Here is a 21,728-nt window from a genome sequence, read left to right as displayed (position 1 = left end):
TCTCCTTCGCGGACGTCTCTTCCACGTTTTCGTCACCAACGCGCGCGATATCGTCCGACGTTGTGGCTTTGTCAGCCATGCGTGTATGCACTCTCCCGTCTACCCGCGGGCGTCCGCATCCCAACGCCTCAGGCAGACCCGTTGTCACGGCCCATAGCCGCGGAAGCTCAAATACCCCCGAACCGATATCCGGCACCGGCGGCGGCGCTTAAGTGTTTACGGCGCACAGTCGCGCGGATCAGCGGTCGGGTTGCCGAGTTGATGCGCATGTGCTCGGCTCCGCGTATATTGTGGCACACCTGAGGCATCCTCCCAAGGATTACATCCCGGATGCATGTCACATTTCCACGCTTCCAGTTACCGGACTCACAGCGCACCCACCCCAACGCCCATAGCGGGCGCCGCTGTGGGCCAACACCGGCAGCCGCCGCGATTTGTACCACATGCACCCCAGAGCCTGCTAAAGTACAAGCACACAATCTGTAACGTCTCAAGTTTTCTCTGGTGGCGGCGAAGGTTCCACGGCCTCGCTGTGAACACGCCTCCACACGCCTTCGACACACTCAATTCGCTGGGGGGATGCGCAGTGGAAGCTCTTGACCTTGCACGGTGGCAATTCGGCATTACTACCGTCTACCACTTTCTGCAGGTACCGTTGACCATCGGACTGTCGATCCTCGTCGCCATCCTGCAAACCAAGACGCGGCGCTCCGCGAATCCCGCATTGGCTCGGATGACGGATTTCTTCGGCAAGCTCCTGTTGATCACCTTTGCGCTGGGCGTTGCCACAGGCATCGTGCAGGAATTCCAGTTCGGCATGAACTGGTCCGAATATTCGATTTTCGTCGGCGACATTTTTGGCGCGCCTCTTGCCTTTGAGGCCCTACTCGCATTCTTCCTCGAGTCCACATTCCTCGGACTGTGGATTTTCGGCAAGAACCGCCTATCGCCACGCCTGCACAATCTAAGTATCTGGCTCTTCGCCATCGGTACCGTGCTTTCCGCATTCTTCATCCTCTCGGCCAACTCCTTCATGCAGAATCCGACCGGCGCCGTCGTCAATCCGGAGACCGGCCGCGCCGAATTGGATGGCATGGGTGGATTCCTCCACGTTCTGTTTAACAAGACATCCCTGCTGACCTTTGCCCACACGATCTCCGGCGCTTTCCTTGTTGCCGGAACGCTAGTTGCCGGCATGTCATTCTGGTGGATGGCACGTTCGGTCCGGCTCACGGGAAGTGATGACGAAGCTCGCACAGCCTGGCGACCCACCGCAAGACTCGGACTCGTCACGATGCTCATCGCCTCACTCGGCGCTATCGGATCGGGGCATTTCATCGGTCAGCATATCGCCGAAATCCAACCTGCTAAGGCCTCCGCCATGATGGGAGTATGTGAATCCGGCGAAAGCCACAAGTTCGTCATCGTAATGTGGACGACTGACTGCGACGGCGCGCAACTTACGGCCCCGATACCCGGACTCGAATCATTCATGGCCACGAACCACTTCTCCGGCCCGGAATCCTTCATTCCCAGCCTTGATGACGTCAATACCGAGTTGCAGGAGAAGTACGCGGACATCTACGGCGACGACGTCGACTACCGGCCAAATCTGACGGTCACCTTCTGGTCATTCCGCATCATGATGGGAATCGGTTTCCTGTGCCTCGCACTGGCTCTGGCCGGGCTGTATTCGCTACGGGAAAACCGTTTGCTTCGATCAGAAAAATGGGGCCGATTCTGGCTCTGGATGATACCGATGCCTTTCCTGGGCAACTCCTTCGGCTGGATTCTCACCGAGATGGGCCGTCAGCCATGGGTGGTCAACCCCGGCGATAACGGCGTCATGCTCATGACCTCTCTCGGAGTGTCCAACTCGGTAAGCGCCACCACGGTTATTTTCTCAATGGCTCTGTTCACCCTTGTGTACACCGGGCTCGGAGTCATCTGGGTGTTGCTTCTGCGCCGCTACGCGCTGGAGGGCGTCAATCCGAAGAAGGAAGAGGTCCACCACGATGAAGACACCGACGCTCCGATGAGTTTCGTCTACTAGAACAGCACTGCCGCGACCTGACAGGAGGTATCCGTGGAACCCACGACTATCCAACTTCTCTGGTTCATTCTTATCGCCGTCCTGTGGATCGGATACTTCGCACTCGAAGGATTCGACTTCGGAGTCGGCATGCTCCTGAAGCTCCTGCCGCGCAATGAAAAGGAGCGGCGCGTGGCACTGACCTCAATCGGTCCGCATTGGGATGGCAACGAGGTCTGGCTGCTCACTGCCGGCGGTGCAACCTTCGCAGCATTTCCCGCCTGGTATGCCCTGCTGTTCTCCGGCATGTACATCCCGCTGGCGCTTATTCTCATCCTTCTCATCCTGCGTATCTGCTCCCTCGAGTGGCGGAAGACCATCAACACGCAACGTTGGCGTAGTACCTGGGATACGCTCCATACCGTGGCCGCCTGGCTCGTGCCATTCCTCTGGGGCGTCGCCTTCGCGAACTTTGTGCAGGGCATGCATATCGAAGTCGGCACCTACGAGAGCGGCACCTTCATCCCGGTGCCTGCTGATCAACTGAGCGCCGCCAACTACGCCGATGCGCACCACTATCTCACCGGCGGTTTCTTCTCGCTGTTGACTCCTTTCACCCTGCTCGGTGGAGTCGTTTTTGTGGCTCTCTTCCTCTCGCACGGCGCACTTTTCCTCGCGCTGAAGACAAGCGGTGAGATGCACACCCGCGCCCTGCGCCTGGCGCGCAGGAGCGTTCCGGCCAGCGCCACGCTCGCCGTTATCTGGGCACTTATCGCACAGTTCTCTCACACGGCTAACTCCACGGCCTCAGCGGCCGTACTGCTACTCGGCATAGCTTGTATCGCCTGTGCAGTATTCATGACGTGGCGCGACATCGAAATGCCCGCATTCTTGACCCATTTCGTCGCCATCGCCCTCCTCGTCGTATTCATCTGGACGGCGATCTATCCGTCGGTCATGAAATCGTCCGTCGATCCGGCATACTCCTTGCACCTCGTACAAGCCTCTGCGACGGCGCCCACACAGACCATCATGACCATTGCCGCACTCGTCTTCGTTCCCATTGTTCTCGGCTACACGGCATGGGGCTACTGGGTATTCCGACGGCGGATCTCCGTCGCGCAGGTGCCCGACGAAGCCGCCGGGCTCGACCCGCGGAACATCCGCCGCTTTGCGGCCAGCGGCTCCACGGCTTTTCCGGACGACAAGCAGTGAGACACCTACTGCCCCACGGACTCACAACCGTACACACACCAGGAGACCAATACCTCCAAAACGCATAGAATCCGAAAACATACAAGAGGCACAGAGAAGGCCGCCTATGAAGCCACTTGATCCCCGCCTGCTGCGCTACATCCGCGCTGCCCGCCGCTACATTATCTTCCTGGCGGGCACGGGCATGCTGATAGCCGGCCTGATCGTCGCACAATGCCTGCTTATCGCACACGCAGCGGGTTCCCTGATCGATGGAGAGGCTGACCTGGCGCCGATACTCCCCCTTATCGGCGCCCTGCTCTGCGTATTCGCTGCGCGCATCGTGCTCACCTACCTGCAGGAGGCCTTCGGGCATCGCGCTGCTCTGCGCGTGATGGCTGACCTGCGGACGCGGGTTCTCCGGCACGCGGGCGACCTCGGCCCGCGCTGGCTCGCCAATGGCCGCACCTCCCCCACGGTGACGCTGGTGACCGATGCGCTCGAAGACCTCGAACCCTACTTCGTCAAGTACCTCCCGCAACTCATCCTCTCCGTCACCGTCACTCCCTTCACCCTGCTCGTCATCTTGTGCACCGACTGGGTGAGCGCGCTGGCCATTGTCGTCTGCATTCCTCTCATCCCGCTCTTCATGGTCCTTGTAGGCCGCATGACGAAGACCTTCTCGGACTCGCGTCTAGCGGCCATGCAACGCCTCGGAGAACAGTTGCTCGATCTGTTAGCCGGCCTCAGCACGCTGAAAGCACTGGGACGCGAACAGGGCCCGCGTCGGCGCGTCCAGGAACTCGGCGACGATTATGCGGCAAAGACCATGCGGACGCTCTCAGTCGCCTTTCTCTCCGGTGCCGTCCTCGAGTTCCTGACGACTCTGTCAACAGCACTGGTAGCGGTGGAGGTCGGGCTGCGCATGGTTGCCGGCCATCTCGGCCTGGCAGCGGGACTCGCGATCATTATGTTGACCCCGGAGGTCTTCAAGCCCCTGCGGGAGGTCGGCTCCCAATTCCATGCCTCCGCCGACGGAGTCGCCGCAACCGAGCAGGCCTTTACTCTTCTGGATGAGTCGGCGCCGACCGCGTCCGGTCCTCGCCCCGCTCCCGACTTACGGCAAGCCACCATCACGATCAGCGCGTTGAGTGTTCACTCCCCGGAACGCGACACGATTGCGCCCTACCGGATGGACGCATCCATTCACCCGGGGGAAGTAGTGGCTTTGCGCGGGCCTTCCGGAGCGGGGAAGTCCACGGCAGTGCTCGCCCTCTTACAACTGCTGGAACCGACACACGGCAGTATCACCGTCGCCGGTGCGCCCCTGGCAGAGATTGATCAGGCATCGTGGTGGTCGCAAATCACCTGGGTTCCGCAACGCCCAACGCTGGTACCGGGAACCGTGCTGGAGAACCTGCAGACGGGCATCGGAGAGGAATTGGACGCGGCGGCCGCCCTGACCGGATTCGACCGTGTCATCACCACCTTGCCCAACGGCTGGCATACACGCATCGGACAAGGTGGTACCGGCCTGTCGCTTGGACAACGCCAACGCCTTGCGCTTACCCGCGCCCTCGTTGCCGCCCACCCCCTGGTCATTCTTGATGAGCCCTCCGCCCATCTCGATGCCCTGTCCGAAGAACTCGTCTGCCAAGCCGTCCGCACGCTTCGCGCATCGGGCCATACGGTGCTGGTGATTGCTCATCGCAATGCAATCATCCGCGAAGCAGACCGTGTGGTCGATGTAGCATCGGGAGTGGCGCGATGAGTGTCGTTCTTCCCTCTTCCCAATGGCATGCCATTAGGCGCGCCATCTCGCTCCTGCGCATCGACCGCAAAGGGTTCGTTCTTTCCGTCGTAGCCGGTTGGGCAGGCCTGGGATGCTCGGTCGGCCTCGCGGCTGTCTCGGCCTGGCTCATCGCACGTGCCTCCCAGATGCCGCCAGTACTGGCCCTCGCCGTCGCCTCAACTGCAGTACGGGCGCTCGGGATCGGCAAGGCCGTCTTCCGCTACCTGAATAGGATTGCCTCCCATCGAATAGCTCTTTATGGCATGTCAACTCTGCGTGCCACAATCTATCAGCGCCTGGCAGACTCACCCACGGACGTAGTTACCTCCGTGCGGCGCGGCGACCTGCTGGCCAGAACAGGTAAGGATGTCGACGACGTCGGCGACCTGGTCGTGCGTGCTCTGCAACCCGCCGCAGTGGCTGGGGCTGTCTGCCTGCTCTCCGTCGGTATCGTCTCCTCCTTTTCTCCCGCTATTGGTTGCGTGCTGGCACTATGTCTGCTGTTATCCGGGATCGGTGCGCCCTACCTGGCAATGCGCGGCGCATACCGTTCCGAACTCGCGCAGGTACGCGACCGAGCCGAGCTAACCACCCAGGCGCTCTCACTGCTGGAAGGCGCAGCAGAACTCAGAGTATCCGGCCGACTGGCGCAGGCCGAAGCAGCTGCTGCTCGCACGGAAACACGTATCATTCAAAACCGGGATGCCGCCGCCCGGCCCGCCGCTCTCGCCGCCGCGCTCGACGTACTTGCCATGGGTATCGCCGTCGTCGCTGCACTCGTGATCGGCGCGCAGCAACTCGCGGCGGGGATGATCGCCCCGGTTGAATTAGCAGTTCTCGTGCTCACTCCCCTTGCCTCCTTTGAGGCCACCGAGCCACTGGCCAAAGCTGCCACCACGTTGGTACGCTGCGGCGCGGCCTCCGAGCGTATCCTCGCCCTGATTGACCGCGCGGCTACACACCCCGAACTGCCGCCCACCGTGCAAGATGAACCTACCGGAGCAAAAGTCAGCGCCAACGAGTTGATCGCCACCAATGTGGTTGCCGGATGGCCGGGCGGCCCCGATGTCATCGGCCCGGTTTCCTTTCACCTATCGCGCGGGCAAAGTCTGGCCATTGTCGGACCATCCGGAGTGGGAAAGTCGACCTTGTTGTATACCCTGGCCGGTCTGCTGCCACCGCATGGCGGATCAGTTCGCCTGGACGGTGAGGAGATTTCCCAACTCGACCGGGGAGCGGTATCACACCTGCTCACACTCACCGCCGAAGACGCGCACGTATTTGCCACAACCGTACTGGAAAATCTCCGGGTGGCGCGCGGCTCTGTCACCGAGGCCGAAGCCGAACAGCTTCTGCAACGTGTCGGGCTGGCCGACTGGCTCCAACAGCTGCCGCACGGTTTGCACACCCCGCTCGGTACCGATGCCACTACCCTATCCGGTGGCGAACGACGTCGACTACTCCTTGCGCGAGCATTGGCAAGTCCCGCCCCCTTCCTCCTCTTGGACGAACCGGCGGAACACCTCGATACGGATAGCGCTGATAGGCTGATTGCGGATTTGTTCGCAATCCGTGACGAGGGCCGTACGATTGTTCTTGTGACGCATCGGCTCGGGCAGCTTGCGGCAGCCGATCAAATCATTGTTATCGGGCAGAATGGTGCAATCCGGGCCGCTGGAACACACCGGGAACTTCTGCAACAGCTCCCGGAGTATGGTTGGGCTGTGAACCGCGAATAGGGGGGAGGATGCCATGAGTCAGAAGCCCCAGGCTGAGCTCGTCGCAGCCAGCGAGCAGGCTCCCGACGCAGTCACTCCTTCGGTAGCCGCGATCATCTCCTCCGCTTTCGAACTCACCACCCGGCTGGACCAGCAATCCGTGCTTCAGGCCCTCGTCGACTCCGCCGTTGCCCTGACCGGTGCCCGCTACGGCGCATTGGCCGTACTGGGCTCACACGGCGAGACGGCACAGCTCATCTTCACCGGTTTGGACTATCAGCGCGCGTCCGCCATCGGCCGCCCCGCACAAGATCGCGGTGTGATTGCGGATATTCCCGGCGAGGGGTACCTCATCATCGACGACCTATCCAACTACAGCAAGAACATCTCCTGGCCCACAAACCACCCGGAAATGACGAATTTCCTTGGGGTGGCGGTTCGCATTCGCGGGCGTCTGTTCGGACACCTCATGCTGGCGAATAAGACCGGAAGCTTCAGTTCCTCGGACGGCCAGAACATGCTGCTGCTGGCACAGGCAGCCGGCATTGCACTGGAGAACGCGCGCCTTTATGCCGAGTCAAACACTCGCGCACAGTGGATCGCCGCCTCCCGTGCCATCACCACCGCGCTACTGGAAGGAACGGATGAGGAGGAGGCGCTGCAGTTGATCGCCAAAGAAATGCGACGCGTCGCCAAGGCTGACGTTGCACTCATCGTACTGCCGTCGGTGGGTGACACGTGGGCATGCGAAATTGCAGATGGTGAGGGTGCGGAAAAACTCATCGGAACCGTTTTTCCGCCCGAGGGACGCGCGCAAGCCGTGATCCGCGAAGGATCAGGTCTGATCGTCGATACGATGCAACGTCAAAAGAACCTGCTGGTCGAGGGACTGGCACGCTTCGGACCGGCACTATATGCACCCATGGTCGCCCGCGGAAGCTCACAGGGCGTCATCGTCCTCCTACGTAACCCGGACAAACCGGAATTCGACCTCTCCGACCTCTCCATGGCGGAAAATGTTGCCAAACAGGCCGCGCTGGCTCTCGAGTTGGCCTCCGCGCGCCACGCCCAGGCCCAGGCGGATCAGATGGAAGACCGGGCACGAATCTCCCGCGACCTGCACGACTTCGCCATCCAACAGCTCTTCGCCTCCGGTATGGAACTCACGGCGGCGCGGGAAGACCTCGCCAACGAGGAAACCGTACCCCGGCCCGTACTTGCCTCCCTTGACCGCGCCATCAAGTCCATCGACGAATCCGTGGCACAGATTCGCCAGATCATCTACTCACTGCGCGACCCGCAGGCGACGGTACCGTTGGTTGATCGCCTGCGGCGCGAAACCACGTCCGCAACCAGCTCCCTCGGTTTCTCCCCCGGTCTGACAATCAGCAATCTGGGATCCATCGTCACCTCCGGCTCGCATACGGAGATCGACGATGAATTGGGCGCAGACCTCTCCGACGACGTCGTCGCCGTGGTGCGGGAATGCCTCTCCAACGCGGCACGGCACGCCCAGGCCAATACGGTTGACATCGCAATCACCATCGAAAGCCACCGTGTGAAAATCGTAGTATGTGATGACGGCCGCGGAATTGATCGCACGTCATCGCGCCGATCAGGACTGTCGAATCTCGCCGCCCGAGCCCGACGCCATCAGGGAACATTCTCCATTCGCCCAGTGCATGGCACAACGGGCACAAAAGTTGAATGGACCGCGCTGGTGGACTAGCTGTTCCGCCAACCGGCGGCTCGCTGGCCGGCAACCCAGGCGGCAACCTGCGTGCGCCGCTGCAACCCCATCTTTGACAGCAGCGACGTGATGTGGTTCTTCACCGTTTTCTCTGCGACTCCGAGCCGTTCGCCAATCTCGCGGTTCGACAGTCCGTCGCCGATCAGTTCCAGGACCTTACGCTCCGACGGTGTCAGATTAGCCGTTGGGTTATTGTGGTCCGCCCGCCGCCGGTTCACGGTCCGTTCATCGAGTAGTGTGCGCCCGGCCGCCACTGCACGGATGTTCTCTGTAATCTCGGCACCGCGCACCGACTTGAGCAGGTACGCCTTGGCTCCTGCAGCCAGCGATTCGGCCAGGGCGTCGTCGTCGTCGAACGATGTCAGTACGATGCAACGGGTGGTTGGTGAAACCTCATGCAACTGCTGGATAATATCGATACCTGTGCCATCGGGCAGACGCAGATCCACGAGGGCCACTTCGGGGTGCACGAGTTCCCCACGCCGCACCGCTTCTGCGACGCTTCCCGCCTCGGCGACCACCATCAATCCGTCGGCGCGGTCCACAACTTCGGCGATTCCACGGCGAACCACTTCATGGTCGTCAATGATCATCACTCTAATATCGTCGGTGACTGCCACCTCTACAGCCTCTCATCTCGCTAGCCAACTGAGATTCTATTCTAGATTTCACTGACCATCGACTCATCGATCAGCTCCGGACCGCGCCATACGTCACAGTGGCTGGCAAAATGGGCAAAACACGGCCGAACGTCCCGATACGCGCAGCGTCTCAAGCGTGTTTCCGCAGCGACTGCACGGCCTTCCACTACGCCCGTAGGCCTGGAGAGAAATCTCGAAGTAGCCCGTTTCGCCGTCGACTCCCACGTACAGGGCATCAAAAGACGTTCCACCCACCATCAGCGCTGCCTCCAGAACCGCCGAGGCCTCCGTGTACAGGTGAAACACGCTCTGGCCAGTCAGCGTGTTCGCCGGCCGCAACGGGTGAATGCGCGCCGCGAACAGCGCTTCGTCCGCGTAAATCGATCCGATCCCGGATACCAGTGTCTGATCGAGTAACGCGGTTTTGATCGGCGTCTTCTTCCGGCACGTCCGCTCGGACAAACGCTGCCGGTCCAGCGCGGGATCCAACAGGTCACGCGCAATATGCTGCACCATACTGGGAATCGCACACCGTTGGCTGCCCTCACCGCCCGGAACCGCGCTGGGCGCCCAGAAATCTGGGGCGAGGTAGCCGAATGTTCGTTGATCGGCAAAGATGCGGCGTTGGCCGTCGTCGAGGGTCAGAACGGCGCGGGTGTGCCGCACGCAACCTCCCAGTCGAAACTGGCCGGACATTCCCAGATGGGCCACCAGTGCCGCGTCGCCAAGGTCGAACCAGAGGAACTTGCCTCGCCTGACCACGGCACTGATGCGGCTGTTCTTCAGCGGCTCCAACCCTTGCGGTGCACGGCGGACGACCCGCTCACCGTAGGACTTCACCCCAACAATCGTCCGCCCCAGCACATGCCGTTCCAGCCCGCGACGGATGGTCTCCACCTGGGAAGCTCAGGCATCCGCCGTGATCATCTTGTAGGACGCTTCGGCGGCCTTATGCCGCGCGTTCTTCTGGCTTGAGCCGGTACCCGTACCCCACTGCCTATCTCCCATGTACGCGACGGCGGTGAATACGCGCTGATGATCGGGGCCCTCGCTGGTGACATCGAACTTGAGTGTTCCGACCATGCCGCGTTGATGCGCGATCTCCTCAAAACTCGTCTGCCAGTCCAGGCTCGGTCCGAGCGTACTTGCCTCGGCGATTCTCTCAGCGGTCAACCCCTCCACGATCCTTCGCGTCGGTTCCAGACCGTGTTGCAGGTAAGTGGCACCGATGAGCGCCTCCACAGTGTCCGAGAGGATGGAGTCCTTCTGCGCTCCCCCGCTTTGCTTCTCACCGCGCCCGAGCCGGATGAACTCTCCAATCCCAAGTCGATGAGCGATATCAGCCAGGCCCTTCTCGGAGACCGCATGCGTTTTCATACGCGACATGTCACCCTCGCTGGCGTCTGGAAACTCGCGGAAAACCATATCTGCGACGATCATGCCCAGCACGGAGTCACCCAGGAACTCGAGGCGTTCGTTGTGTTCTTCGTCGTGTTCATAGGCGAAGCTGCGATGCGTCAGCGCCAGGCGTAACAACGGTCGCGCGATATCGATGCCCCATCTATCAACCAAGTCGTGGTAGCTCACTGCTGCTCCTGATCGCGCAATTCGGCTTCCAGTTCGGCGAGGGCGTCAAAACGTGAATCGACCTGTTCGTGGTGATGATCCGTCGGCAATTCATCCCAGGGCTGGCCGCATTCGGAACACAGCCCGGGGCAGTCTGGGCGGCACAGAGGCGTGAATGGCAAGGCCAATACGACGGCGTCGCGCAGAATCGGCTCCAGGTCGATATGGTCGTGCTCTACCACCTGTGCAGCAGCGGCCTCCTCGTCCCCTTCCTCCACCAGAGCGGCTCGCCGTTCCGGGTAAAACACGAGCTCTCCAACAGACTCCGTCACGTCCTCCGCGATATCCCGCAGGCAGCGCGCGCACTGCCCGACCAACCGGGTCGATACCGTACCGGAGACGTACACGCCCTCGGAGACGGAATGCAACGTCAGTGCCACCCGCACCGGGCTGCCCGCGGGAACACCGATCATTTCCACGCCCATATCGGAAGGAGCATCGAGGGTCGCCTCCCAGTTCATGCTGGCACCCTCTTGGCGAGGCAATTCCACGATGGAAATGACATACGGACTTCTCAGATCCATGATTCCTCCTCGTCATTGTGCCGCTCGGCCAGCACGGCCCGGCCGGCACGAATCTGGCTGACAAGTTGATCAACGCGGTTCTGTACGCCCGCCACCAGTTCCTCGATCCCCCCGCCGAGCTCAGCTACATCGTTCTGCAGGGTGGCCAAGGTGCTGTCGGAATACTCGTCGGCACCTTGACGCAGTTTCTCGGCCTGAGATGTGGCCTCGTCCAGAATACGCTGCGCTTGTGCCTTTGCCGCGATGGTCACCGCGTCCTGTGAGACCAGCCGTGAGGCCTGCTGACGCGCCTCCTGAATAATATCCTCCGCATCCTGGCGCGCCCGCTGCACGATTTGCTCGCCTTCTTCCTGCGCCTCGGCAGCCACAGTATCGGCGCGCGCCAGCAGTCCGTCAGCCTGGACAATCTGATCCGGGACGATGTCTCGTGCCGTTTCCAGCAAATCCAGCAACTGCGAACGATTGACCATAACCGATGCCGACATCGGAACTGATCGCGCCTCGCTGACCAAGCCGATCAACTCTTCGAGAATCTCAACAAGGGATTGCCCCTGCTCTTCCTGCTCTGACATCAGTTCTCCCCGTTCTGGCGGACGCGTTTCACGAGTGCCTCCGCAACGTTTTTCGGTACCAGCCCTGAAATATCACCGCCGTGACTTGCCACATCCTTAACCAGAGAGGATGCCACATGCCCCAGGTTGGTATCGCCCATGATAAACACTGTCTCGATACCTGTGAGGTGTCTATTCATCAATGCCATGGCCTGTTCCTCATCGTAATCCGCTGCTCCGCGCAAACCTCTAATGATTGCGAAAGCGCCGATATCGCGGCAGTACTCGGCGATGAGACCGGGCAGGAGTTCGACGCGCACACCGGGGATGTCCGCCAACGCCTCGGACGCCAGGGCGCATCGCTCCTCGGCTGAGAATAGATACCGTTTTGCAGGGTTCGCTCCCACGGCCACGACGACCTCGTCGAACAAACCCCTCGCCCGACGAATCACATCCATATGCCCGAGGGTGATGGGATCAAAGGATCCCGGACACACCGCAATTGTCATATCTCCAGCCTAGTGCCCCGGAGAGCGGTGAATCGCACTCCACACCCGGGTGTCTCCCCAGTCACGGAAGTCTTGCAATTCCAGACCATCCGGCCAACGGGGTTCAGGAGAGCGTTTCGCCCGCTCCACGACGACGAGGGCATCATCAGCCACATGCGGCATAAGACCGAAAAGAATCTGCCCAAGCACAGCCTCCTCCAGCGCATACGGCGGGTCCAACAGCACGAGGTCAAATTCCCTACGCGGGGGCAGCGTCACCCATGACTCGGCCTTGGCGGTGTGGACCTGCACATCGAGGCCGAGGTTCGCCGCATTCTGCCGGATGAGCTTGGCCGCAGGGCGCGAGGATTCGACCAGTTCCACGTGTGCGGCACCGCGTGATGCCGCCTCTAGTCCGAGGGCTCCCGAGCCGGCGAATAGATCCAAAACGTTGCAGTCCGCGACATAGCCGCGATGCTCTAAGCGAGAGAATAACGCCTCGCGAACTCGTTCAGATGTTGGGCGGGTATGCGCTGTCGGCACCTTAATAGCTCTACCACCCGCGCTACCGGCAACGATGCGGGTCATATCTATCCCTTCTCCAGATAATCGGCGCGGCCTTCATCTAGTTCGGCGACGGCGGCAGCCAGTTCCGCGTGCTCTGAAAGCTCCGGATCGCTCGCCACGAGCGTGCGCGCGGCGTCACGGGCCTGAGCAATGAGTTCGACATCGCGTACTACGGAGAGGAACCGCAGGTGCGAGGCACGTCCCGACTGGCTGGTTCCCAACACGTCTCCTTCGGATCGCAGTTGCAGGTCGCGTTCGGCGAGCTCGAATCCGTCCGTCGTCGAAGCGAAGACCGCGAGTCGCTCGGCCGCCAAGGTTCCCGCAATTGCACGCGAAACTGCCAGGCAGGTGCCTTCCTTGCCGCCGCGGCCAATCCGCCCACGCAATTGGTGTAGCTGTGACAGACCGAAGCGGTCCGCGTCGAGAATAACCATCAGGGTCGCCTCGGGCACATCCACGCCCACCTCAATAACCGTGGTGGAGACGAGGATCGGGGTGTTACCGCCCGCGAATTCTGCCATGGCGACGGTCTTCTCCTCCGTGCTGAGACGCCCGTGCATCACACCGATTGCAATCCCGTTCAAAATCCGACGGGCGCGCAGTTCTTCCGCTACGTCCAACACGCTGGCAAGGTCCTCGTCGGGATTCTCCTCGCCATCGATGCGGGGACAGACGATGTACACGCGCCCCCCGCCATCGACTTCTTCCCGCGCGCGCTCCCAGACGCGTGCCATCCACCGTTCATTGGTGGCCGGGACAACCGTGGTCGCAACGCTTTTTCGCCCGGCGGGAAGCTCCCGCAGTGTGGACACATCTAGATCCCCGAACACACTCATCGCAATCGTGCGCGGGATCGGCGTTGCCGTCATAACCAGGGTGTGCACGCCGCCCGCGAGGCGGTCACGTTGGTCCACGCCGAAGCGGTGCTGTTCGTCAACCACCGCCAATCCGAGAAAAGGGATCTGGACGTCCTCGGAGAGCAGGGCATGCGTGCCCACGATAAGGCCCGCTTCCCCGGAGGCAATCCGCGCCAGTGCCTGGCGGCGCTGCCGTGTGGTGAGCGAACCAGTCAGTATTTCCACGCGCGTGGCGGTCTCCGCTCCCCCGAGTTGCCCCGCTAACCCCAGCGGCCCGAGCAGATCTTCAATGGTACGCAGGTGCTGCCAGGCCAGCACTTCGGTGGGAGCCAGCAGGGCAGCCTGCCCGCCGCCGTCGACCACCTGCAGCATGGCACGCAGTGCCACGACCGTTTTGCCCGATCCGACGTCGCCCTGCAGTAGACGTTGCATCGGTGTTGTGGTGGCAAGTTCGGCGGCAATCTCTTCCCCGACCGCGCGCTGACCCGCGGTCAGCCGGTAGGGCAAACGCGCGTCGAACGCCTCCAGAATACCGCCGGTATGCGGCGAAAAGGCCGCCGTAGCCCGGTCCTTTGCAGCAACGGCACGCCGCGCTAGATTCGCCTGGAGAACGAAGGCCTCCTCGTGTGCCATGCGGAGAGACGCCTGCTTCCATGAGGCGTCGTCGTCGGGCATGTGTAAAGTACGCACGGCGTCGTAACGGGCGGGGAGGCCGTGCTGCTGCCGATAGTCCGGAGGAAGAGGATCCGGCAGGTCGGCCGGCGTGATGGACGGAAGGATTGTGGCGATTGCCTTCTCCACCTGCCACGACGGTACACGCTCGGCGGCATGGTAAATCGGTATCGGGCGTTCCAGGCGGGCCAGATCCGGTTCGTCGTCCACCAGTTCGTACTCGGGATGGGTCAGTTGCAGCTGGCCGCGGTAGGAGGAGATCGTGCCGGAGAAGGTGGCAACTGTTCCCACCTGTAGGCGGCGTTCGTGATACTGCAGCGGGCGGCTGCTTTTGCCGAAGAACGTCAGCGCCAGGTCGTATGTTCCGTCGGTGATGCGGACCTGCAGGATATAGCCGCGCCGGGCATTCATGGGGCGCAGGTTGGTACCGATCACGCGGGCGATTACCGTCACCGGTTCGCCTTCGCGCACGGCCGCAATGGGCATGAGTTCGCCACGGTGGGCGAGGCGGAACGGAAAATGATAGATGAGATCACCAACGGTATGCAGGTCGAGTTTAGCTAGCGCGTTTGCGGTACGTTTACCCAGAGCGCGCTCCAGCGGGCGGGTCAGCGCCGTCCACCCGTCGCTCGTTACCGCTGTCGCCATCTGCCCTCCTCGAGCGTTTCAATACTCCATCCGCAGGCATGCATCACCCGGAACTCCGCGTACTGTGCTCAGCCTACCCGTGCCCGTTGCTGCAGCCATATCTCATCCCAGGTATCGTGGCGATCAGCAGTATGCGGAAGTGCATGTGTACGTGCGCGATACCACGAACGGCGTGCTTGGACAGCGTCGGCCAGGCCGCCTATACTTTATGAGTTGCCAGTCGCCGACTGGTGGTTAGGAGACGCCGCTGGCGTCCCGTCAGCGATCGAAGGAGAAGAACCGTGGCTTCTGTTTGTGATGTTTGCGGCAAGCACCCGGGCTTCGGTAAGAGCGTCTCGCATTCCCACGTGCGGACCAACCGCCGGTGGAATCCGAATATTCAGCGCGTGCGCGCCGTTGTGAACGGTACAACCAAGCGCCTTAACGTTTGCACCTCGTGCATTAAGGCCGGCAAGGTCGAGCGCGCCATCTGAGCCGCACTGCTTAACGCTAGGGGTCGCCTCCGGGCGGCCCTTTCTGTTTACCAGTGGGCCCTTCTCAGCGTTGAAGGTCTAAAGGCCGGATTGAACCAGTGATTCGTCTCTTGCGAACCAACCCACACCCGACCACCAAACCCCACCCATCTACTCGGCAAAGAGGTTGCGTACCCTAGTCCCCTACGGTAGGGTGTCAGTTGTCCCCATTTCCGGTTCCCTCTATCGGCTGGAGGTCTCGACATGGCAGCGTTTTCTGATTTGTTGTTGTGGAAGGGCAGGTTGCTGAGGGAGGCTGCGTCTGAGTTGCATGCGAAGGCGCTCAAGTATGACTACGTGCGTGAGCAGTTGGAGTCAATCAACTCTGATGGCGAGTTGGAGGGTGCGTTCGCGACGGCGGAGATACACTCGCGTAACGCGCTTGCCGATGATGCTGCCGATATTGTCACCCTGTATGAGAAGGTTGCGAGTCGTTTCCGGGATGCTGCCGAGGAGGTGGACCGTATTTGTTCGGATGCGTATGCCCTTAAGGATGAGGCGGCTTCTCATGATGTGACAATCAACGAGGATGGCACAGTGTCGGGTATTCCCGTGCGCTGGTGGGATCCGGGGCCGGTGACCATGGAGAAGATTACCCCTACCGCGCAAGAAGAAATTGGCAGTCAAGTCCACCGGTTGATGCAACGTGCCGAGCAACTGTTACAAGTCCTCAAGGGAGTCTACGAGGAACTAGCCGGGACAGAGAAGCTTGCTACGGGTGCTCCGGCGTCGATTATTCAGGCCGGAGTCAGTGAGCCCGACCCGGCTTGGACTGCGCATGAGGTCAATGACTGGTGGACGGCGCTCACACCGGCTGAACAGAAGGACATTGGAATCAATCATCCGGAGTGGATTGGCAACCTGGACGGGATACCACTGGACTGCCGGTCGAAGGCGAATACGATTCGCCTGTGGAATGATCCTGACTATGAAGCGTTGCGCGCGGTGGTTGATGAACTTGATCTTCGTGATTATGTGGAGGACAACCCGCTTGATCGTGAGCGAGCCATCGAACTGTGGGAGACACTGAAGAAGTATGCTCCAGACGGCTACGCGGCGGCCAATAAAGTCTTCACTGTCGAAGCACTGCGGGCGCATTTCCCGATGGAGAGCCCGGAGGCTTTGTGGGATTCCCCGCCGGGGCAGTACAGTCTGCTGGTCTACGATTTCAACGGCAGCTCGGAGCATATGCGTGGTGCGATCGGTGTGGGCGATATTGACAACGCGGAGAATGTTGTCACCTTCACCCCGGGTATGACCTCCAATGTTCTCGAGAACCTGGCAGGTACTCCGACCTCCTGGGGATACGACGTCCAGAACATGGATACGGTAATCGGAGAAGCGCAAAGACTACTCGACCGAAACCCTGGGCGAAGTGGTGAGAAGGCGGCTGGTGTGGTGTGGTTGGATTATGAGCCGCCAGATATGAATGAGTTGCTGCCTCTTCCTACCCGTGGGGCCGTCCGCTCGCCTCTTACCACGAATATGGCCGATGATGGTGCGCCGCGGTTGAGTGTCTTCCTGGATGGCCTGGAAGCTACGCATGCTGCGGGTGATTTCAATTTGACGAATATGGGGCACTCGTTTGGTTCCCTGACAGCGGGTCTTGCCGCGCAGGAGACCACCGCTCCGGATAACACCATTTTCATTGGGTCTCCCGGGGTGGGAACCATCTCGAATGCCGAGCTGAATATGATCGGTGGGCATACCTTCGTCGGGGAAGCCGATGGTGATGCGGTCGCCGACCTGGGCTGGTACAGCCTGGACCCGGATCGTGTGCCGGTCTTCGAGAACTTCAGCACCGACGCCACTACCGATGCTGATGGCACCCGCTATGAGGGATCCGAGGGGCACTCGGAGTACCTGTCAAGGCCGAAGAACCCGACCATCCGTTCCACCACCTCCGTGCATAATATTGCCAGCATTATTATTGGTGAGGGCATGGCAATCCCCGACGAGGACTGATATGACAACACTGCACCATCACTCCCAGCGGGCAGGCTCGGCCCGCCGCCTCGCCGTCCTCGCAAGCCTGTGTCTGGTTGTGGTGGCCGGGTGTGCGGATACGCGCAGCAAGTATTTCGGGGAACCCGTCCAGCAGCAGTCTGTCAGCGATATGCCCATCTCCCAAGCCCGCTCCGAAACCCTCACTTTGCTCATCAGCATCTACAACATGCTCTCCGACAAATACGACGTCGGAGAATGGGTACCGAAGACGAATGCCGACCAGGTCGGCTTGACCACAGGATTACAGTGCCCGGAAGGCTACGCATCGGAGACCTATCGGCTGGCGTCGTCGGCTCGTCCATTAACCGAGGAAAACTGGGACCAAGCCCTACAGGACGTCTACGAGCTAGCCAAACCCTACGGCTTTACCGCCCCACAACCCTACGTCCACAGTGAAGGCAACGCCGCAGTCCTTTTCAATCCGAACAACGGCGCAACACTCAACATCGGATATATCGGCCTGACATCTATTGATATTGATACCGGTTGTGCCCGTGGTGTTGGGTTTGACAACTGGCCCGACGGCACCGAGCCCATCCCCGAATACCTCCGCGGCTCCGGCCGAGGACGCTGGGCCACCATCGAACCCGAAGAATGGCCCACCACCACACCCGAGCCCACCACTGGGACAACACCATGAGCAACAGTCCACGCATAGCACGCCCCACACCACGGCCCCACAGCCTGCTGTCACGCCCGGCCCGCCTCCTCGCCGTCCTCGCATGCCTGTGCTTGCTTGTTACGGCCGGGTGTGCGGATACGCGCAGCAAGTATTTCGGGGAACCCGTCCAGCAGCAGTCTGTCAGCGATATGCCCATCTCCCAGGCCCGCGCCGAAACCCTCACCCTCCTCATCAACATCTACAACATGCTCTCCGACAAATACGACGTCGGAGAATGGACACCCCGCACCACCGCCGACCAAGCCAGCCTATCGGCTCGCATCGACTGTCCAGAAGGCTATATCTCCGAGAGATATACGCTGGCAACATCGACTGTTCCGTTGACCGAGGAGAACTGGGAACAAGCCTTACAGGACGTCTACGAGCTAGCGACACCCTACGGCTTCCAAGCCCCAGAACCCTACGTCCATAGCAAAGGCAACGCCGCCATCCTCGTCAACCCTGACAATGGTGCGACTGTCCTTCTCAAGTATGAGGGGGCAACTGCCGTTATAGTCGACACTGGCTGCGCGCAAGGTGTTGGATTTGATGACTGGCCCGATGGCACCGAGCCCATCCCGGAATACCTACGTGGCTCCGGCCGCGGCACCTGGGCCACCATCGAACCCGAAGAATGGCCCACCACAACACCAACACCTGTAACTGAGGAGACAACACCATGAACAAGAAGGCTTACATCAACCTGAACGTTCTGGCCTCGCTGGTACGAAATACGGAAGACCTCGGCAACATCATCGATGGGACCGGCAATGGCGATGCCATCCGGGCATCCAATGACGGCATCATCAACGGCCACCTCGGCGCCAGTGCCGAAACCGCCGCCAAGGCGATCGAAACCTCCCGCACCACATTCGTACAACGCCTCAACAAACACGCCGAGGCAACCAAAGCCGGATACGAAGACTTCCAAGCACAAGAAGAAAAGGTCACAGCCTCCTTCAATAGCCTCTCCCTGCCGCCCTACACCGCCGGACCCCTCCAGAATGAGCCCCTCTAGAACTCCCCGGGCATACAGACACAAGGTACACCCAGCTTCTCAGTTGGCGGGCGGCTTTCCCCTCACGCACCACCAAAGTGGTCCCAGCCCCCGGTAAGAGCAATCTCTCGCCCGTCAACGGTCACCAGGCCGCCGTCGTGCGCCTCTCGCACCGTGCCAATGCGGGTAAAACCATCTGGCAAGGTCGGCGTGTTCAGCCCCCATGCCCGCTCGGCGTGCACCCGCAAAGTCCCGAGGAACCCGTGATCCTCTCCCCCGCTGAGGGCAGTCTCCAACGCCCACTGCCACGGATCGGCCATTCCCATTCGCCGTCCGATTCCAATCAGCGGATGTATGGAGTCCGCCAACCGCGTTGATTCGATATCAAGCCACACACCGGACGCCTGCGCCATACGCCGCGCGTCACGCAGTAATCCATCCGATACGTCCATGAAGGCACCGATGGCCCCATCGCGGCACGCAGCCAATGCCTGCCGCAGGGGCGGCTTCGGGCGTAGAAAGTCGTCGATGGCAAGGCTTTCTTCATCCAGAAACGCCGCCCGCCGACGCGCGTAGCCATGTCCCAACAAGGCCATCCCAGCGGCCGCCCGGCCAAGCACCCCCGCGTGGATCAACGGTTCGCCGGAACGAGCCGCGGAGCGAAGAACCGGGTCACGCCCTTCCAGTGTGCCTAGCACGGTCACCGATATCGCAACCTTGTTACCGCCCACCAGATCCCCGCCGTCGACACCGGTGCCACACAGCGCACAGGCGGCAGCCATGCCCCGGGCCAAGCCTTCGACCCATACCACCGGTAAGTCTCCGGGCAGTTCGAGAGAAACGACTAGGGAGATCGGCACAGCACCCATCGCCACCGCGTCGGCAAGATTCTGCATCGCCGCTCGCCAACCGACATCCTCGCCACTGGACCAGCCGCGCCGAAAATGCACATCTTCAACCAGCATGTCCGTGGAAACCGCAACCCGGCCATCAGGAACCGGCAAGACGGCACTGTCATCACCGGACGGGACCACTACCCCGCTCGCCGATGGCAGATACTTGCGCAGAATCGCCAGCAGATCATCTTCGCAGAGGTCCCGAACACGCCCACTACTGAGAGCCACGCTCTTCACCACGGCACCACGTCCGCCCCGTCAGCGCAGACCAAGCGGACGCTCCAATGCGAGTGTGATGAGTTCGTCGATCAGTGCGGAATAGTCGAGTCCGGTTTTCTGCCACAGAATCGGATACATGGATACTGCCGTGAATCCGGGAATCGTGTTGTGCTCATTGACGACGATCTCGCCTTCATCGGTGAGGAAGAAGTCCACCCGCGTCATGCCTTCGCATTCGAAGGCTTCAAAGACCTTGATCGCCATCGCCCGCATTCTGGCAGCCGTATCGTCATCCACCGCCGCAGGAATCTCCATGTGGAAGCCCTCGGTCTGAATGTACTTCGTCTGGTAGTCGTACCACTGGCTGTCCAGCACGATTTCACCGAGTACGGAGGCTCGAGCCGACTCATCGCCATGCCCGCCCAGAACCGCACACTCGATCTCGCGGCCAGCCACACCCTGTTCGATGATGACCTTGGGATCCGTTTCCTGTGCCAGTTGCACCGCCGCGGCCAACCCACTGGCATCCTCGACACGTGAGATACCGAGAGAAGAACCGGCACGGGCAGGCTTGACGAATATGGGATACCGTAACCGCTGTTCGACTTCCTGGAGTATGGCATCACGCTCCGTGCGCCACCGCCGCGCGGTCACCAGAACGTAAGGCGCCACCGGCAAGCCCGCCGCTTCCAGTACCACCTTCATATAGTGTTTATCCATTCCGGCTGCCGAGGCAAAAACACCCGATCCTACATACGGGATACCGGTCATTTCCAACATGCCCTGGATTGTGCCATCCTCACCGAAGGGGCCGTGGAGCAGTGGGAAGGCGACATCGATACGCCCTAACTCGCTGAGCACGGGGCCGCACTGCTGTCCGCCCAGCGTCGCCAGAGCGCCATTGACCTCCCTAGTCTGCGCCGTCGTCGTGGCAGAGGACGCGTTGTGCGCGTCATCGCTTGGCACAGTGCTGACCGAGTAGGCGACACCGTTATCTTTCTGCTTGCCCAGCAATACTTCGCCGCTTGAAGCGGCAACCTCGCCGCGCGGTCCAGCAGCTTCCAACACGGCCGGATCTTGTACACCGGGAACCCAGGTGCCATCCTTGCGGATACCGATCGGAAGAATTTCGTACTTCTGCGGGTCCATTGCGCGCATCACGGAAGCCGCAGTCAGGCAGGACACCGAGTGCTCGCCTGACACACCGCCGTAAATTAGCGCGACCCGTTTCTTCGATGCCACGACGCTGCCCTTTCATATCGAACCCGGCGCTACCAATGCCTAGCCTAGCCTGTCATGTGCTCTCACGCCGAGTGTCAGCGCCGGAGGCACCGGCAATCTTCTTGCCCACAGTGTCACAGTTCGATCTCGTTTGC

At 61.1% G+C, this 21,728-nt stretch carries 20 protein-coding genes; 10 read left to right on the top strand and 10 right to left on the bottom strand.

All coding sequences use genetic code 11. The features are described 5' to 3' along the window. The first annotated feature begins 586 nt into the window (after positions 1-586). The 5 genes from EKN07_RS01195 (at position 587) to EKN07_RS01175 (ending at position 8,465) form a co-directional block, all read left to right on the top strand. Complete coding sequence (locus EKN07_RS01195) at positions 587-2,053, top strand: cytochrome ubiquinol oxidase subunit I (protein ID WP_108716657.1); 1,467 nt, start codon at positions 587-589, stop codon at positions 2,051-2,053. Positions 2,054-2,086: 33 nt separating this feature from the next. After that, positions 2,087-3,247: a cytochrome d ubiquinol oxidase subunit II gene (gene cydB, locus EKN07_RS01190; protein WP_126145455.1), complete on the top strand. Its 1,161-nt coding sequence runs from the start codon at positions 2,087-2,089 to the stop codon at positions 3,245-3,247. Between the two features lie 106 nt (positions 3,248-3,353). Continuing rightward, a complete protein-coding gene (gene cydD, locus EKN07_RS01185) occupies positions 3,354-4,997 on the top strand; it encodes a thiol reductant ABC exporter subunit CydD (protein WP_126145454.1) in 1,644 nt (547 codons plus the stop codon). Then, positions 4,994-6,757: a thiol reductant ABC exporter subunit CydC gene (gene cydC / locus EKN07_RS01180; RefSeq protein ID WP_126145453.1), complete on the top strand. Its 1,764-nt coding sequence runs from the start codon at positions 4,994-4,996 to the stop codon at positions 6,755-6,757. Before cydD ends, cydC begins: the two co-directional genes overlap by 4 nt. A gap of 13 nt (positions 6,758-6,770) precedes the next feature. Continuing rightward, the gene (locus tag EKN07_RS01175) at positions 6,771-8,465 is read left to right on the top strand and encodes a GAF domain-containing protein (protein WP_108715448.1); all 1,695 of its coding nucleotides are present in this window, start codon (positions 6,771-6,773) and stop codon (positions 8,463-8,465) included. Here EKN07_RS01175 and EKN07_RS01170 read toward each other — a convergent pair. From EKN07_RS01170 to EKN07_RS01135, 8 genes are all read right to left on the bottom strand, one after another. Next, positions 8,462-9,079, bottom strand: a complete 618-nt coding sequence (locus EKN07_RS01170) for a response regulator transcription factor (protein ID WP_108716656.1) — start codon at positions 9,077-9,079, stop codon at positions 8,462-8,464. The genes EKN07_RS01175 and EKN07_RS01170 overlap by 4 nt on opposite strands. A 120-nt stretch (positions 9,080-9,199) precedes the next feature. Continuing rightward, the gene (gene mutM, locus EKN07_RS01165; protein ID WP_241228091.1) at positions 9,200-10,024 is read right to left on the bottom strand and encodes a bifunctional DNA-formamidopyrimidine glycosylase/DNA-(apurinic or apyrimidinic site) lyase; all 825 of its coding nucleotides are present in this window, start codon (positions 10,022-10,024) and stop codon (positions 9,200-9,202) included. A 9-nt stretch (positions 10,025-10,033) separates the two neighbouring features. Then, the gene (rnc, locus tag EKN07_RS01160; protein ID WP_108715446.1) at positions 10,034-10,714 is read right to left on the bottom strand and encodes a ribonuclease III; all 681 of its coding nucleotides are present in this window, start codon (positions 10,712-10,714) and stop codon (positions 10,034-10,036) included. Further along, the gene (locus tag EKN07_RS01155) at positions 10,711-11,277 is read right to left on the bottom strand and encodes a YceD family protein (RefSeq protein WP_126145452.1); all 567 of its coding nucleotides are present in this window, start codon (positions 11,275-11,277) and stop codon (positions 10,711-10,713) included. The genes rnc and EKN07_RS01155 overlap by 4 nt, the downstream gene beginning before the upstream one ends. Beyond that, a complete protein-coding gene (locus EKN07_RS01150; protein ID WP_108715444.1) occupies positions 11,268-11,849 on the bottom strand; it encodes a hypothetical protein in 582 nt (193 codons plus the stop codon). The genes EKN07_RS01155 and EKN07_RS01150 overlap by 10 nt, the downstream gene beginning before the upstream one ends. After that, the gene (coaD, locus tag EKN07_RS01145) at positions 11,849-12,337 is read right to left on the bottom strand and encodes a pantetheine-phosphate adenylyltransferase (protein WP_108715443.1); all 489 of its coding nucleotides are present in this window, start codon (positions 12,335-12,337) and stop codon (positions 11,849-11,851) included. Before coaD ends, EKN07_RS01150 begins: the two co-directional genes overlap by 1 nt. 9 nt (positions 12,338-12,346) lie before the next feature. After that, positions 12,347-12,904 (bottom strand): 16S rRNA (guanine(966)-N(2))-methyltransferase RsmD, encoded by a 558-nt coding sequence (gene rsmD / locus EKN07_RS01140; RefSeq protein ID WP_126145451.1) that lies wholly within the window; start codon positions 12,902-12,904, stop codon positions 12,347-12,349. A 2-nt stretch (positions 12,905-12,906) separates the two neighbouring features. Further along, a complete protein-coding gene (locus EKN07_RS01135; protein ID WP_126145450.1) occupies positions 12,907-15,060 on the bottom strand; it encodes an ATP-dependent DNA helicase RecG in 2,154 nt (717 codons plus the stop codon). A gap of 281 nt (positions 15,061-15,341) precedes the next feature. Here EKN07_RS01135 and rpmB point away from each other — a divergent pair, with 281 nt between their 5' ends. From rpmB to EKN07_RS01110, 5 genes are all read left to right on the top strand, one after another. Next, positions 15,342-15,533, top strand: a complete 192-nt coding sequence (gene rpmB / locus EKN07_RS01130) for a 50S ribosomal protein L28 (RefSeq protein ID WP_108715440.1) — start codon at positions 15,342-15,344, stop codon at positions 15,531-15,533. A gap of 243 nt (positions 15,534-15,776) precedes the next feature. Further along, complete coding sequence (locus EKN07_RS01125) at positions 15,777-17,537, top strand: alpha/beta hydrolase (RefSeq protein ID WP_126145449.1); 1,761 nt, start codon at positions 15,777-15,779, stop codon at positions 17,535-17,537. A 1-nt stretch (position 17,538) separates the two neighbouring features. After that, complete coding sequence (locus EKN07_RS01120) at positions 17,539-18,219, top strand: LppA family lipoprotein (RefSeq protein ID WP_164546568.1); 681 nt, start codon at positions 17,539-17,541, stop codon at positions 18,217-18,219. After that, a complete protein-coding gene (locus EKN07_RS01115) occupies positions 18,216-18,923 on the top strand; it encodes an LppA family lipoprotein (RefSeq protein ID WP_164546567.1) in 708 nt (235 codons plus the stop codon). The genes EKN07_RS01120 and EKN07_RS01115 overlap by 4 nt, the downstream gene beginning before the upstream one ends. Then, positions 18,920-19,258 (top strand): hypothetical protein, encoded by a 339-nt coding sequence (locus tag EKN07_RS01110; RefSeq protein WP_126145446.1) that lies wholly within the window; start codon positions 18,920-18,922, stop codon positions 19,256-19,258. Before EKN07_RS01115 ends, EKN07_RS01110 begins: the two co-directional genes overlap by 4 nt. Before the next feature lie 62 nt (positions 19,259-19,320). On the opposite strand, the gene thiL is transcribed toward EKN07_RS01110, so the two are convergent. Together thiL and EKN07_RS01100 are read right to left on the bottom strand one after the other, a co-directional pair. Further along, positions 19,321-20,361 carry a thiamine-phosphate kinase gene (gene thiL, locus EKN07_RS01105; protein ID WP_126145445.1) on the bottom strand — a complete coding sequence of 347 codons (1,041 nt, stop codon included), beginning with the start codon at positions 20,359-20,361 and terminating at the stop codon, positions 19,321-19,323. 30 nt (positions 20,362-20,391) lie between these two features. Then, the gene (locus EKN07_RS01100; RefSeq protein WP_108715435.1) at positions 20,392-21,594 is read right to left on the bottom strand and encodes a D-alanine--D-alanine ligase family protein; all 1,203 of its coding nucleotides are present in this window, start codon (positions 21,592-21,594) and stop codon (positions 20,392-20,394) included. Between the last annotated feature and the right edge of the window lie 134 nt (positions 21,595-21,728).

The sequence above is a fragment of the Actinobaculum sp. 352 genome, assembly GCF_003957265.1.
In the GTDB taxonomy this organism is placed as follows: domain Bacteria; phylum Actinomycetota; class Actinomycetes; order Actinomycetales; family Actinomycetaceae; genus Asp313.
Note: the sequence above shows the minus strand (reverse complement) of the source record. Positions and strands in the feature narration are given on the sequence as shown.

Coding starts and splice junctions, on each gene's coding strand:
- cydD (WP_126145454.1), top strand. CDS start 3,354: ATGAAGCCACTTGATCCCCGCCTGCTGCGCTACATCCGCGCTGCCCGC.
- cydC (WP_126145453.1), top strand. CDS start 4,994: ATGAGTGTCGTTCTTCCCTCTTCCCAATGGCATGCCATTAGGCGCGCC.
- EKN07_RS01175 (WP_108715448.1), top strand. CDS start 6,771: ATGAGTCAGAAGCCCCAGGCTGAGCTCGTCGCAGCCAGCGAGCAGGCT.
- EKN07_RS01170 (WP_108716656.1), bottom strand. CDS start 9,079: ATGATCATTGACGACCATGAAGTGGTTCGCCGTGGAATCGCCGAAGTT.
- EKN07_RS01155 (WP_126145452.1), bottom strand. CDS start 11,277: ATGGATCTGAGAAGTCCGTATGTCATTTCCATCGTGGAATTGCCTCGC.
- EKN07_RS01150 (WP_108715444.1), bottom strand. CDS start 11,849: ATGTCAGAGCAGGAAGAGCAGGGGCAATCCCTTGTTGAGATTCTCGAA.
- coaD (WP_108715443.1), bottom strand. CDS start 12,337: ATGACAATTGCGGTGTGTCCGGGATCCTTTGATCCCATCACCCTCGGG.
- rsmD (WP_126145451.1), bottom strand. CDS start 12,904: ATGACCCGCATCGTTGCCGGTAGCGCGGGTGGTAGAGCTATTAAGGTG.
- EKN07_RS01135 (WP_126145450.1), bottom strand. CDS start 15,060: ATGGCGACAGCGGTAACGAGCGACGGGTGGACGGCGCTGACCCGCCCG.
- EKN07_RS01125 (WP_126145449.1), top strand. CDS start 15,777: ATGGCAGCGTTTTCTGATTTGTTGTTGTGGAAGGGCAGGTTGCTGAGG.
- EKN07_RS01120 (WP_164546568.1), top strand. CDS start 17,539: ATGACAACACTGCACCATCACTCCCAGCGGGCAGGCTCGGCCCGCCGC.
- EKN07_RS01115 (WP_164546567.1), top strand. CDS start 18,216: ATGAGCAACAGTCCACGCATAGCACGCCCCACACCACGGCCCCACAGC.
- EKN07_RS01110 (WP_126145446.1), top strand. CDS start 18,920: ATGAACAAGAAGGCTTACATCAACCTGAACGTTCTGGCCTCGCTGGTA.